We start from the raw sequence: 12,977 nt of genomic DNA on the forward strand, positions 1-12,977 counted from the left end.
ACAAAGCCATTGAACGGCATTGTCGCGGTCGTCCCGCCGTCGCGACAGGGTGATCCGCGACGGCGCGCTGTGGACTGCGCCACGTTGCGCGCCCTCAGGTCCGGTCGTACCGCCCCACCCCAAAAGGGGCGCGCTTTCCGGACATTGACTGACGAATGCCGGATCACCCGAGTACGGTACGACGGTCGGCCAGCCTACCGCGCCGGTACGACAACCGGATCACGGGGAGCGTTCGGCCAATCGGCCGCTGAGCAGGAACGCGACGCTCCGCTCTTTCTCCGTCCAGGCCCGCGTGTCGAGTTCGACGGACTGCAGCAGGGCGCACTCGACGTCGTAGCCGTGTTCGGTGAGGTCCCTGCCGATGAGTTCGGCCGCGTCGCGGGTCGCGGCGTGGGTGACGATGCGCTGCGGGCGGCGGTCGGCGACGGCGGAGACGACCGCCGCTCCCCCGCCGCCGACGCGGACGACGTCCGGTTCGGGCAGGTTCTCCAGGACGTGCGGGGCGGTGCCGTGCACGACTTGGAGCTGGACGCCGAAGTGGCGTGCGGCGGCCGTGGTGCGGCCGCAAGCGTCGGGGTTCTGGTCGACGGCGATGACGGCGGCTCCGCAGCGGGCGGCCTCCACGGCGAACGCCCCGCTGCCGCTGCCGATGTCCCACACCAGGTCGCCCACCCGGGGGCCCAGACGGGCGAGTTGGGTGGCGCGCAGCAGATCCGTCTCCCCTTCGCCGAGTCCCCCGCCGTACGCCTCGGCCGGCAGGGCCCAGCCGCGCGGTCCGGCGCCCGGGTCGCGGCCGGCGATCCAGCCGCCGTCGGCCGCGGTGACGGAGCCGCCGATGACGATGACGACGTTGGGGTCCCGCCAGGTGTGGTCGGCGGCCTTGTCGGAGGTGACGACAGTGACCTGTTCGCGTGCGGTGCCCAGTTCCTCGCAGATGACGAAGGTGCGGTGAACGCCGTCGAGGAGCAGTCCGAGTTCGGCGGGTCCGGCGCCCGGTGAGGTGAGGACCGCGACTTTGGTGTGGGCGCGGCATACGTTGACCGCGCGTCGCAGGGTGCGGCGGTGTGCGACGACCACCTGTGCGTCGTCCCAGGGCATCCCGGCGCGCGCGAAGGCGGCGGCCACGGAGGAGACGGCGGGAACGACTTCGACCTCCAGGCCGAACTCGGGGGCGCGCAGCGTGCGTACGACACCGAAGAAGCCCGGGTCGCCGTCGGCGAGGACGACGGCGGTGCCGCGGTGGGCGGCGATGCGGCGCGCGGCGAGGTCGACGCTGCCGAGGCGGATGCGCTCCGCGCCCGGCGGTACTTCGGGAAGGGCGAGGTGGTGGGGCGCGCCGGCGACGAGCGTGGCGGCTCCGAGAGCGGAGCGCGCCGCGGCGGTCAGCGGCGAACCGTCCCAGCCGATCACCGTGACCCGGTCGGCCATCGTCGTCAGTCTCCAGATGTTCAGCGCAGGTCGTCAGGGGGCAGCCCGCACGGCGGGCTCCGTGAGCGTATCCCGTTCCGCCGGGTGCACTCGCCCCGGGCCGGACCCGTGGAAGCGGTCCCCCGCGGTCAGTTCCAGTTCGGGAACGACGTGAAACCACCGGTGTCGGCGAGCTCGTCGCTGACCCCGTCGAGGTCCTCCGGCAGCAGGCTCCACACGATGAAGTCGGTCCGTACGTCTGTCCAGGTGCCGTCCTCCGCCCGGACGTGCGCTATGCAGGCGTTGCGCAGGACGCCCTCGCTGATGCAGCCGATCTTCTGGGCGACCTGCTGGGAGGCGGTGTTGTCGGCCGCGGTGCGCAGTTCGATCCGCTCGAACTTCTGGTCGCCGAAGAGCCACTGGGCGGTCGCGAGGGCGGCTTCGGAGGCGTAGCCCTCGCCCCGTGCCCAGGGGGCGATGATGTACGACAGTTCGGTGGACCGCACCCGCCAGTTGGTCTTGGTGAGCTGGACGACGCCCACCAGGCGCTGGGTGAGGAACTCGGTGACGGCGAGGTCGAGGCCGCGGCCCGCGGCGCGCTCGGCCGGCGCGTACTCGGTGATCCAGTCGCGGGCCGCCTCCTCGGTGAACGGCTGGGGGACGTCGGTCCAGGCCCCGACCAGTTCGTCGTTCATCATCTCGGCCAGCGCGGGCACATCGTCCTCGTCGAGAGGGCGCAGGACCAACCGCTCCGTGCTGATGGAGACGTTGGGGAAGGTGCTCGTCATTGCGCCGCTCCGTAACCTTCGAAAAACCGTCAGGGCCTGCTGAACTGCCCAGCATGCAGCATGGAGGCGGCCCGTCGCACCACGGGGTCCACACCCGGTGAGGGAGCGGACCCCGTGCGTGGCGATCCACGGTGTGCGCGGTGTGCGCGGCGCCGACGGCAGCCGGCGGACGCGATCAGAAGGACGGTCGGACCGACGGGATCAGAAGGAGGGGAGGACCGATCCCTGGTACTTGTCCTCGATGAACTTCTTGACCTCGGGCGAGGTGAGCAGCTTGGCGAGCTTCTCGACCCGCGGGTCCTTCTCGTTGCCCTTCTTCACGGCGAGGAAGTTGCCGTACGGGTTGTTCTTCGGGGACTCCAGCACCAGGGCGTCCTTGGCGGGCTTCAGGCCGGAGGAGATGGCGTAGTTGCCGTTGATCACCGCGGCGTCCACGTCGTCCAGGGAGCGCGGGGTCTGGGCCGCCTCCAACTCCTTGAACTTGAGGTTCTTCGGGTTCTTGGCGATGTCCTGCGGGGTCGCCTCGTTGCCCACGCCGCTCTTGAGCGTGATCAGGCCGTTCGCGTCGAGCAGCTTCAGGGCCCGGGCCTCGTTGACGGTGTCGTTCGGGATGGCGACGGTCGCACCGCTCTTGAGCTCGTCGGCCTTCTTGATCTTGTGGGAGTACAGGCCGAGGGGCTCCAGGTGCACCGTGACGACGGGCACGATGTGGGTGCCGTTCTTCTTGTTGAAGTCGTCGAGGTACGGCTGGTTCTGGAAGTAGTTGGCGCCGACGGACCCGTCCTCGGTCGCCGTGTTCGGCGTGACGTAGTCCGTGAACTCCTTGACCTCCAGGTCGAGGCCCGCCTTCTTGGCCAGGTTGTCCTTGACGAAGTTCAGGATCTCGGCGTGCGGGGTGGGGCTCGCCGCGACGACGAGCGGGCCGTCGGAGCCGGCGGAGGCGGAGCCGCTCTTGCCGGAGCCGCAGGCGCTGAGCCCGAAGGTGAGGGCTCCCGCGGCGAGGACGGCGGTGGTGATCTTGGCGGTGTTACGCACGAAAAGTGCCTTTCCTTATAGGTGGTGCGACCCCGTCATGGTTCACGGGGAGTCTCAGGGGCGGGTGGGCCTGGCGTGGCTCACGCGACCTCGCTCACATCGGCCGCCGCGGGCTCCTTCGCCTTCAGCAGGCGCAGCTTGGGCGCCGGGCCGGAGCGGCCGCCGCGGCGGTGCAGGGCGCGGGCCGCGAAGTCGCCGGCGAACTGGATGAGCGAGATGACGACGGCGAGGATCGCCACGGTGATCCACATGAGCTGGGTCTCGAAGCGCTGGTAGCCGTAGCGGATGGCGATGTCGCCGAGGCCGCCGGCACCGACCGTGCCGGCCATCGCCGAGTAGCCGATGAGGGCGACGACGGTGGTGGTCGCGGAGGAGATCAGGGAGGGCAGGGCCTCCGGTACGAGGACCTTGCGCACGACGGTCCAGGTGTTGCCGCCCATCGCCTGCACCGCTTCGACGAGTCCGCCGTCCACTTCGCGGACGGCCGTCTCGACGAGGCGTGCGAAGAACGGGATGGCGCCGATGGCGAGCGGCACGATGGCGGCCTCGCGGCCGATCGTCGTCCCCGTGACCCAGCGCGTGAAGCTCATCAGCGCGACCATCAGGATGATGAACGGCATCGAGCGGGCGATGTTCACGACCTGGCCGAGAACCTTGTTGGCCACGATGTTCTGGAGCAGCCCGCCGCGGTCGGTCAGTACCAGCAGCACGCCGAGCGGCAGGCCGCCGACGACGGCGATGAGGGTGGACCAGCCGACCATGTAGAGGGTGTCCCAGGAGGCCTGGGACAGCAGCGGCTGCATCTCGGACCAGGTCACTTGGCACCCTCCTGCACCAGCACGGGTTCCTGCCCCACGACGTCGATCTGCAGGCCCTGTTCGCGCAGGAAGCCGATCGGCACGACGTTGTCCTCGTAGCGACCGGGCAGTTCGATGCGCATCCGGCCGACCTGGAGGCCGCCGACGGTGTCGATGGCGGCGCCCAGGATCGAGATGTCGATGTTGTAGGTGCGGGCGAGCTGCGAGATGACGGGCTGCGTGGCGGCCTCGCCCTGGAAGGTGACGTCGACGACGGTCCGGTCGTCGCCGGAGGCCTCGCCGCCGACCGGGAAGAGCGCGGAGGCCAGCCGGGAGCCGGGAGTGGCGAGCAGCTCGCTCACCGTCCCGGACTCGACGATGCGGCCCTTCTCCATCAGGGCGGCCGAGTCGCAGACGCTCTTGACGACGTCCATCTCGTGGGTGATGAGCAGGACGGTCAGGCCGAGCTGCCGGTTGAGGTCGCGCAGCAGTTGGAGGATGGAGCGGGTGGTCTCCGGGTCGAGGGCGCTGGTCGCCTCGTCGGAGAGGAGCACCTTGGGGTCGCCGGCGAGGGCGCGGGCGATGCCGACGCGCTGTTTCTGGCCGCCGGAGAGCTGGGCCGGGTAGGCCTTGGCCTTGTCGGCGAGACCGACGAGGTCGAGCAGCCCGAGCGCCTTGCGGGAACGTTCCTTCCCAGACGCGCCAAGGATCTCCAGGGGCAGCTCGACGTTGTCCTGGACGGTGCGCGAGGACAGCAGGTTGAAGTGCTGGAAGACCATGCCGATCCGGCTGCGCGCCGTACGGAGCTCCCTCCCGGCGCGTGGTCCGCGGCCGGCGAGCGCGGTCAGCTCCTGGCCGGCCACGGTGACCGTGCCGGAGGTGGGGCGCTCCAGGAGGTTGACGCAGCGGATGAGTGAGGACTTGCCGGCGCCGGACTGGCCGATGACGCCGTACACCTCGCCCTCGCGTACGTGGAGGTCGACGCCGTCGAGGGCGGTCACCTCGCGGCCGCGCGAACGGTAGACCTTGGTCAGGCCCGATGTGGTGATCACTGGGTTTCCGTCACTGTCGAGTGCAGGGCGTGAATGTGCGCCGGGCACGGGTGCGTGCAGGGCGACGCGGCACGGTTCTCGCAAGGGCGATGGAACCGGAGAGAACGTGTGCGCGGGGGGTCAGTCGCGTACGAAGCGTGCGTACGGACATTCCACGGCGGTCTCGCTTCGGGGCGCGAGACTCTGGGTGGTGCGGGGGCCCTCTAGCAGGCGCACATTCGACACATACAACGAGCACCGGGCGTCATGGTCGCCTCGGTCGCAAAGGTGCGGCAGCTCGTCGTGGTCATGGGTGCAAGTAAAGCAGACGTGGGGCCGCGAGCTGACACGACTGTCCGAATAGCGGACAGACCGCGCTGGTTTGTGGGAAACGCCACGGCGGACCGGGGTGACGGCGCGGCCCGCCGCGGGTGCGGCGGGGGCGGGGACATCGGTGCTTTTGGCCCGTAATAGGGTCGCGGCATGCTTGATGCCCTGACGCTGGCGACCGGCGTCGCCGCGCTGCTGCTCGCCGCCTGGTGCGGCTGGGCCGCCCACCGTGATCAGCCCACCAAGGACTGGCACTTCATCGGCATGGCCGTGGTGACGCTGCTGGCCCTGGTCCAGCTGGCCGTCGGCATCGTCCAGCTGGCGCGGGGCGAGAAGCCGGCGCAGGGTACGACGATCTTCGTGGCGTATCTGCTCGGCGCCTTCGCGTGCGTCCCGGCGGCGGGCTTCATGTCGCTGGCCGAGCGCACGCGGTGGGGTTCGGTGACGGTCGCGGCCGGTGGTGTGGTTCTCGCCGTGCTGGAGGTGCGGCTCTATGACATCTGGGGAGGCTGAGATGACGGCCGTCGAACAGAGGCCGAAGCGGCTCATCAGCGGGCCGGGGATGCTGCTCGTCTGGTTCTACGGGGTGATGGTCGTCGGTGCGGTGTCGCGCTCGGTGTTCCAGATCGCCACGGAGTTCGACCGGGCGCCTCTCGCCTACACGCTCTCGGCGGTTGCGGGCCTGGTCTACGGGTTCATCACGTACTCGCTGGTGCGCGGCGGGGAGACGGCCCGCAAGGCGGCGCTGGTGTGCTGCGCCGCCGAGCTCGCGGGTGTGCTCACGGTCGGTACCTGGACGCTCCTCGATCCGTCCGCCTTCCCGGACGCGACCGTGTGGTCCGACTACGGCATGGGGTACGTCTTCATCCCGGTGCTGCTGCCGCTGTCCGCGATGTACTGGCTGCGGAAGTCCCGCAGCGTCACGCCGTAGTCGCGTACGTGCTCGCCGGCTTCTCCAGGACGATCATCGGTACGCCGTCCGCCCCCTCGGCCGTGCCCACCGTCTCGTAGCCGACCCGGCGGTACAGGCGCAGATTGCCCTCGCTGCGGTGGCCTGCGCTGAGGCGGAACTTCTTGGCGCCGTGCCGCTCCACCAGTGCCGCCTCGGCCGCGCGCAGCAGCCGGGCGCCGATGCCGTGGCCCTGCAGCCGGGGGTGCACGCAGAGCCTGCCGATCAGCGCGGCCCCGTCCTCCGTCAGGCGGCCGCGTACCGAGCCGACCACCTCGTCGCCCAGCCGCGCCACGAAGACGCAGTCGGAGGCGACCTCCTCGCGAACCGAGTCCAGGGTCTGGACGAGCGGGGCGATGCGGTAGTTGCCGTACAGCGCGGCCTCGCTCTGGAAGCACAGGTACTGCAGCTTGAAGATCTGCTCGGCGTCCTGCTCGGTCGCCACAGAGATGGTCACGCTCATGCCCATGTGCGCACGCCTCCCGCTCACCTGATCACCGGTCGTCCCCCACTCCTATCCCCGCGGTTCGAGGGCCGCAACCTCCGCCGCCAGCAATCGCCGCAGACATCCCAGGCATTTGGAGCGTTCCGGGCCGAGACTGCCCTGTGAGATACCCAACTCACCTGCGATCTCCCGGTAGGTCAGGTCCTTCGGGGAGAGCAGCGCGGCCATGAGGCGCGGACAGCGGCCGGGGAGGCGGCGTACGGCGGCGTGCAGTGCCCGGCGCCGGGCCGCGAGGAGCGCCTGCTGCTCGGGGTCGGTTCGCATGTCGTCGGCCGGGTCACCGCTGTACGGCAGTTCGAGGCGGGCGGCGCGCCGGCCGCGGCGCGCCTCCAGACGGACGGCGCGGCGCAGCCATTCCTGCGGGTCGACGAGCGGCCGGTCGGCCTCCAGCCGCTCCAGGAGCCGTAGCCATACCGCCTGTTCCAGATCGCCCGGCTCCATCCCGGCCGCGTGGGCCTCCGCCGAGGCCTCGGCGGCGAGCAGCGGACGCAGGGTGCTGACCATCTCGTGCCTCATACGCGACGGGACGCGTCCGCCCCGGCGAGGGGTTGCCGGGGCGGACGGGAGTCACCCTGATCGGGGTGGTCGGGTCGCGTGTTGACCGCTCAGCGGCGCAGGAAGTCCTCGCGGGCGAGCACACCGGTGTCGGCGTTGTCGGTGAAGACGCCGTCGATGCCGGTCGCGAAGTAGGCCCTGAAGGCGCCGAAGACGTCCCCGTAGGCCGTCGGGTCCGTGCCCTTCTGGAAGTTCGTGGGCAGGAAGGTGTTCTCGTCGCGCATCGTGTACGGGTGCAGGATCAGTCCCGCGGCGTGCGCGTCGGCGACCAGCGTGGACGGCCTGGTGAGGTTGCCCTTGGCGTCCTTCGGGATGACCAGGTCGAGGGTGGGACCGATGCCCTGGGCGTAGGACGCGATCTCCTTCAGGCCCTCGGGTGTGATGAGGTCGGCGACCGTGCGCGGGTCGCCCGCCTCGACGAAGTCGAAGGGGCGGGTGTTCGCGGCCGACAGGAGTACCACGAGCGGGTTGCCGACCAGCTTGTTCAGGCGCTGGATGCTGCTCGGCTCGAAGGACTGGATGACGACCGGCGAGTTCTTCCTGTCCTTGCCGTGCTTGCGCAGGGCCGTGGAGAGCAGGTCCTCCATGTCGAGACCCTGCTTGCGGAAGTAGGTGGGGTGCTTGGTCTCGGGGTAGATCCACACCTGCTTGCCCCGCTTGCGGGTCTGCTCGTCCTGCCACTTCAGGACCTCTTCGAAGGTGGGGATCTCCCAGCGGCCGTTGTAGAGGGTGTTGTGCTGGCGGGTCGCGGGGATGCGCTCGACGGCGCGCAGCGTCTTCAGCTCGGCGAGCGTGAAGTCCTCGGTGAACCAGCCGGTGGTGGGGACGCCGTCCAGGACCTTGGTGGTCCTGCGGCCGGCGAACTCGGGGTGGTCGGCGACGTCGGTGGTGCCGCCGATCTCCGGCTCGTGCCGGCACACCAGGTGGCCGTCCTTGGTGGGCACCAGGTCACCGGCCTCCACGATGTCGGCGCCCAGGTCGAGGGCCAGATTGTAGGAGCCGAACGTGTGCTCGGGCCGGTAGCCGCTGGCCCCGCGGTGCCCGATGATCGTCGGCACGGGCAGGCCCTTCAGGCCGCCGCCCGCGTGCCGCGCGTCCGCTCTCGCGGCGCCGGGCAGCCCGAGAACCGCTCCGCCGGCGCCGAGCACCGCGGCCCCGAGCAGCGCCCGCCGCCCAGTCCCCTGCCCCTGTCCCTGTCCCTGCCCGTGAGACTCCTGCGCGCCCATGTGTTCCTCCCGCCGCACCTACGTCGAAGCGGCTCGATCGTAGGTGCGGACGGGTGACGGCCGGGAGACGTGTGCGGGAACGCGCGGCGGACGCGGCCCGTCCTCCCGGGTGCAGGGCCACCGCACGCGGGAACATCGTGACTGACGGTCCGTCATGCGTCGGTGGCGTTCGCCACACCCGTCCGGCGGATGACGTCCGTGCAACGAACACGCCACCGCAGGTAAACACTCGTCAATGACGCGTATCCACTCGGTGAACCCGATGTGCGACAGGCCGGGCATCACGAGTATCGTCCTCACCTGCACAGACTCATACCGCATCCCTTGACACCGGAGGGCCCGTTGTCCCGCTTCGTGCTCATCAAGGCAGTGCTCGGACCGATCATGCGCCTGATGTTCCGCCCACAGGTGGAGGGCGCGGAGCACATCCCGGCCGACGGCCCGGTCATCATGGCCGGCAACCACCTGACGTTCATCGACTCCATCGTGCTGCCGATCGTGACCAAGCGGCAGGTGTTCTTCATCGGCAAGGACGAGTACGTCACCGGCAAGGGCATCAAGGGCCGGCTGATGGCCTGGTTCTTCACCGGCGTCGGCATGATCCCGGTCGACCGGGACGGCGCGAGCGGCGGTGTGGCCGCGCTGATGACCGGGCGCCGGGTGCTGGAGGAGGGCAAGGTCTTCGGTATCTACCCGGAGGGCACGCGCTCGCCCGACGGGCGGCTGTACCGGGGGCGCACCGGCATCGCGCGGCTGACGCTGATGACCGGGGCGCCGGTGGTGCCGTTCGCGATGATCGGCACGGACAAGCTGCAGCCCGGCGGGCGGGGGATGCCCCGTCCGGGGCGGGTCACTGTGCGGTTCGGTGAGCCGATGGAGTTCTCTCGCTACGAGGGGATGGACCGGGACCGGTATGTGCTGCGGGCCGTGACCGACTCCGTGATGGCGGAGGTCATGCGGCTTTCGGGGCAGGAGTACGTCGACATGTACGCCACGAAGGCGAAGGCGGCGTAGCCGGAGCCGGGGGCGCCCGGTCGCCGTTGCGGGTCCGGCCGTCTCACGGCGGCCGGTTCGCGAGTACGGCCGGTTCGTGGTTCCTCACGCCACTGCGGAGACGAACACAGCCCTGCGGCACCCGGAGCCCCCGACGGCTTACGACGGGCTCTCCAGTCGCTGGCCCCGCAGCAGGAACCACGCCGTCAGCGCCGTCGCCAGCAGGATCGCCGCTCCCGCGCCCGTCGCCAGTCTGAGGCCCTCGACGAAGGCCTCGCGGGCCGACGCCAGCAGTGCCTGGGCGGCGGTCGGCGGAAGGCTCCCGGCCGCTTCCACCGCTCCGCCCAGTGATGCGTGCGCCTGCGCCGGGGTGCCGGCCGGGGCGGGGAAGTCCCGGTAGACGCCCGTGACGATCGAGCCGAGCAGCGCGATGCCGAGGGCCGCTCCGAGTTCGTACGCCGTCTCCGAGACCGCGGAGGCGGCGCCCGCCTGGTCCTTGGGCACGCTGGAGAGGATCACGTCCGAGGTGACGGTGAACGACAGGCCCGCGCCGACGCCCACGACCAGCAGCGCGCCACCGATCAGCGAATAGCCCGTGGTCCGGTCGAGCAGGGTGAGCGCGGCCAGCGCCAGGCCCACCGCGGCGAGCCCGCCCGAGACCACCGCCCGCACCGAGAAGCGCCGGGCCGCCGCGCCCGCGACCAGGCCCGCGGCCACCGCACCGACGGCGGCGGGCAGTTCCGCGAGTCCGGCCTCGAAGGGGTGCCTGCCCTGCACGAGTTGCAGGTACTGGGAGAGGAAGAACACCAGTCCGGACATGCCGAGCACGGTCAGCAGGTCCGCGAGCACCGCGCCGCTGAAACCCCGGCGCCGGAACAGCCGCATGTCCAGCAGCGGGACCGGGAGCGTCAGTTGACGGCGCACGAAGCCGAGGAGCCCGGCGGCACCGAGGACCCCGGCGGCCGTCGCGTGCCAGGTGAATCCGTGGACGGCCGCCTCCTTGACGGCGTACACCACGGCGATCATGCCGACGAGCGACAGGATGACGCTCGGCAGGTCCCAGGGGCCCGGATCCGGATCGCGGGACTCGGGCAGCGTCCTGATGCCGACCAGCACCAGGACCGCCATCACCGGCAGGTTGATGAGGAAGACCGAGCCCCACCAGAAGTGCTCGAGCAGCAGGCCGCCGACGATCGGTCCGATCGCCGTACCGGCCGAGGCGGTGGCGCCCCAGACGCCGACGGCGAGACTGCGCTCGCGCGGATCGTGGAAGATGTTGCGGATCAGGGCCAGCGTGGCGGGCATCAGGGTCGCGCCCGCGACGCCGAGGAGCGCCCGGGCGAGGATCATCGTCTCCGGCGACTGGGCGTAGGCGTTCAGGACGGATATCGTGCCGAAGGCCGTGGCGCCGCCGAGCAGGACGCGCTTGTGGCCGACGCGGTCGCCGAGGCTGCCCATGGAGACGAGCAGGCCGGCGATGACGAACGAGTAGACGTCGCCGATCCACAGGAGCTGGGTGCCCGAGGGCCTGAGGTCCTCGCTGATGTAGGGGGTCGCGAGGCCGAGGACGGTGGCGTCCACGGCCACCAGCAGCACGGCCAGCACGAGGACGCCGAGCGCGAGCCACCGGCCCGGCCGCTTCTCCATCTGCGGCTCCGTCTTCCCCAGGCTCTCGGCTTCGCTCGAGCAGGGGGCACCCCCGTGCTGCAGGGCGCTGGTCATGATTCCTCTCTCCGTAGTGCACCGCCGAGCAACAGCTCGGCGATCATGGTGGGGAAGTCCCTGGTGGCCACACGGCCGTCCAGTACGGCCCAGGCGCACGAGGCGATCAGTCCGTAGAGGGCCTCGGTGAGCCAGGCCGGAGGCAGGTCGATGCGGAACTCGCCGTCGTGCCGGCCGCGCTGGAACACCGCGGTGATCCGGGTGTCGATCCGCGTCCAGCCCTCGTTCTGCCCCTCGTCCTCCCAGAGCTGGTTCTCTCCGTAGAGGAAGGCGAGCAGCCCGGCGGCGGGCTGGATCTCGCGCACGAGTCTGCGTACGGCGTCGGACGCCGAACCCTCGTCCAGCCGGGCCGCGTCCAGCGCCGCCTCGCACTCCTCGATGCCGAGCGACTCCAGCGCCCGTACGAGCGCGTCGCGCCCGGCGAAGTGGCGGTGCAGCGTGGCCCGGCTGATCCCGGCCGCCTTGGCGACCTCGTCCATGGTCGCGGTGGATTTGCGGGTCAGCAGGGCGGCTGCGCTGCGCAGTACGTGGTCACGGTCGACGGCCATGAGACAACGATAACCCGCTTGAGACATTTCTGTCTCATCACAGGCATGTACGTCTCTTTGAGTGCCGGCTTCGGCGTGAACTCAGTGCCAGGGCAGCCGCCCGCGCCGCTTCCAGTAGGCGTGCGGATCCTCGGCGAGCGTCCCGAGGCGGGCGAGCTGGCCCTCGTCGAGGTCGACGGCGGCGGCCCGCAGGTTGGAGGCGAGCTGGCCGGTGGTGGCCGCGCCGGAAAGGACGACGCCCGCCCAGGGCCGGCGCAGGATCACGGCGAGGGCGACGGCGTCGCAGCCCAGGGAGGTCTCCGCGGCCACGGCCTTCAAGGCGTCCGGCGCGTGCGGATCCGCCAGCCGTCCGTTGGCCATGCCCTCCTTGACGATCACCGTGAGTCCGGCGTCGTGGGCCTCGGCCAGGGCGGGCTCGGCGGAGGTCTCCAGCAGGTTGTAGGTGGACTGCACGGTACGGAAGAGGGGCTCGCCGTCGACGGTCACGGCGAGCGCGGCGCGGATCGCGTCGGCCTGTGCGGGGCCGCTGGTGGAGAACCCGACGGTGAGGCCCTGCTCGGCGGCCTCGGCCAGCCTGGCGTGCAGTTCCTTGTCGGTCAGGGCCGGGCTGTCGGGGGTGACGGAGTGGATCTGGTAGAGGTCGAGCCGGTCGCCGAGCAGTCTGGCGGTCTCGGCTCGCTGCCGCTCGTAGGTGGCGACACTGTGGTCCTTGACCTCGTGCTGTTCGGCGTCGGTGGTCCACTGCGCGGTGTAGGTGTAGCCCCACTTGCTGCCGACCGCCACGTCGTCGATGCCGGGGCGGGCGGACAGCCACTCGGCGAGGAACTCCTCGGAACGGCCGTAGGAGCGGGCCACGTCGAAGTAACGGACGCCCTGCGCGTAGGCGGCGTCCAGGAGTTCATGCGTGCGCTCGCGCAGGGCGTCGACGGTGCGGTCGGCGGGAAGGTCCCGGTCACGGCCGAGGTTGATGTAGCCCGGGCGGCCGACGGCGGCCAGTCCGAGTCCGATGTGCGCGGTGGCCGTGGTGGCGGCCATGGGGGTCTCCCCTGCTCGAGCGAAGCCGAGAGCTGGGGGAAGGCTGAACGGCATGG

14 protein-coding genes are annotated in these 12,977 nt (G+C 70.8%); 3 read left to right on the plus strand and 11 right to left on the minus strand.

The window, feature by feature from the left end; genetic code table 11:
* Nucleotides 1–219: 219 nt before the first annotated feature.
* The 5 genes from cbiE to ACZ4SW_RS08890 form a co-directional block, all read right to left on the minus strand.
* On the minus strand, nt 220–1,428 hold the full coding sequence (gene cbiE / locus ACZ4SW_RS08870) for a precorrin-6y C5,15-methyltransferase (decarboxylating) subunit CbiE (protein WP_468239810.1): 1,209 nt from the start codon (nt 1,426–1,428) through the stop codon (nt 220–222).
* A 128-nt stretch (nt 1,429–1,556) separates the two neighbouring features.
* The gene (locus ACZ4SW_RS08875) at nt 1,557–2,195 is read right to left on the minus strand and encodes a GNAT family N-acetyltransferase (protein WP_468239812.1); all 639 of its coding nucleotides are present in this window, start codon (nt 2,193–2,195) and stop codon (nt 1,557–1,559) included.
* Nucleotides 2,196–2,396: 201 nt separating this feature from the next.
* A complete protein-coding gene (locus ACZ4SW_RS08880) occupies nt 2,397–3,230 on the minus strand; it encodes a MetQ/NlpA family ABC transporter substrate-binding protein (protein ID WP_468239815.1) in 834 nt (277 codons plus the stop codon).
* An 80-nt stretch (nt 3,231–3,310) separates the two neighbouring features.
* Nucleotides 3,311–4,048, minus strand: coding sequence for a methionine ABC transporter permease (locus ACZ4SW_RS08885; RefSeq protein WP_468239818.1), 738 nt, complete (start codon nt 4,046–4,048; stop codon nt 3,311–3,313).
* On the minus strand, nt 4,045–5,079 hold the full coding sequence (locus ACZ4SW_RS08890) for a methionine ABC transporter ATP-binding protein (protein ID WP_468239821.1): 1,035 nt from the start codon (nt 5,077–5,079) through the stop codon (nt 4,045–4,047). The genes ACZ4SW_RS08885 and ACZ4SW_RS08890 overlap by 4 nt, the downstream gene beginning before the upstream one ends.
* A gap of 462 nt (nt 5,080–5,541) precedes the next feature.
* Between ACZ4SW_RS08890 and ACZ4SW_RS08895 the strand changes: the two genes are divergently transcribed.
* Nucleotides 5,542–5,901, plus strand: a complete 360-nt coding sequence (locus ACZ4SW_RS08895; RefSeq protein ID WP_468239824.1) for a hypothetical protein — start codon at nt 5,542–5,544, stop codon at nt 5,899–5,901.
* A gap of 1 nt (nt 5,902) precedes the next feature.
* Nucleotides 5,903–6,319, plus strand: coding sequence for a hypothetical protein (locus tag ACZ4SW_RS08900; RefSeq protein WP_468239826.1), 417 nt, complete (start codon nt 5,903–5,905; stop codon nt 6,317–6,319).
* Here ACZ4SW_RS08900 and ACZ4SW_RS08905 read toward each other — a convergent pair.
* From ACZ4SW_RS08905 to ACZ4SW_RS08915, 3 genes are all read right to left on the minus strand, one after another.
* Nucleotides 6,309–6,806 carry a GNAT family N-acetyltransferase gene (locus ACZ4SW_RS08905; RefSeq protein WP_468239829.1) on the minus strand — a complete coding sequence of 166 codons (498 nt, stop codon included), beginning with the start codon at nt 6,804–6,806 and terminating at the stop codon, nt 6,309–6,311. The two genes, ACZ4SW_RS08900 and ACZ4SW_RS08905, sit on opposite strands and share 11 nt — an antisense overlap.
* A gap of 45 nt (nt 6,807–6,851) precedes the next feature.
* Nucleotides 6,852–7,358, minus strand: coding sequence for a sigma-70 family RNA polymerase sigma factor (locus ACZ4SW_RS08910; RefSeq protein ID WP_468239831.1), 507 nt, complete (start codon nt 7,356–7,358; stop codon nt 6,852–6,854).
* An 89-nt stretch (nt 7,359–7,447) separates the two neighbouring features.
* Nucleotides 7,448–8,623, minus strand: a complete 1,176-nt coding sequence (locus ACZ4SW_RS08915) for a glycerophosphodiester phosphodiesterase (protein ID WP_468239834.1) — start codon at nt 8,621–8,623, stop codon at nt 7,448–7,450.
* Between the two features lie 324 nt (nt 8,624–8,947).
* Here ACZ4SW_RS08915 and ACZ4SW_RS08920 point away from each other — a divergent pair, with 324 nt between their 5' ends.
* Entirely contained in the window at nt 8,948–9,637 is a 690-nt protein-coding gene (locus tag ACZ4SW_RS08920) for a lysophospholipid acyltransferase family protein (RefSeq protein ID WP_468239837.1), read from the plus strand.
* A gap of 138 nt (nt 9,638–9,775) precedes the next feature.
* Here the strand turns inward: ACZ4SW_RS08920 and ACZ4SW_RS08925 are convergent, their stop codons facing one another.
* The 3 genes from ACZ4SW_RS08925 to ACZ4SW_RS08935 form a co-directional block, all read right to left on the minus strand.
* Nucleotides 9,776–11,263: an MFS transporter gene (locus ACZ4SW_RS08925; RefSeq protein WP_468240326.1), complete on the minus strand. Its 1,488-nt coding sequence runs from the start codon at nt 11,261–11,263 to the stop codon at nt 9,776–9,778.
* A 71-nt stretch (nt 11,264–11,334) separates the two neighbouring features.
* The gene (locus tag ACZ4SW_RS08930; RefSeq protein ID WP_468239840.1) at nt 11,335–11,886 is read right to left on the minus strand and encodes a TetR/AcrR family transcriptional regulator; all 552 of its coding nucleotides are present in this window, start codon (nt 11,884–11,886) and stop codon (nt 11,335–11,337) included.
* 81 nt (nt 11,887–11,967) lie between these two features.
* The gene (locus ACZ4SW_RS08935; RefSeq protein WP_468239842.1) at nt 11,968–12,921 is read right to left on the minus strand and encodes an aldo/keto reductase; all 954 of its coding nucleotides are present in this window, start codon (nt 12,919–12,921) and stop codon (nt 11,968–11,970) included.
* Between the last annotated feature and the right edge of the window lie 56 nt (nt 12,922–12,977).

It is taken from the genome of Streptomyces sp. NPDC028331 (assembly GCF_055565775.1).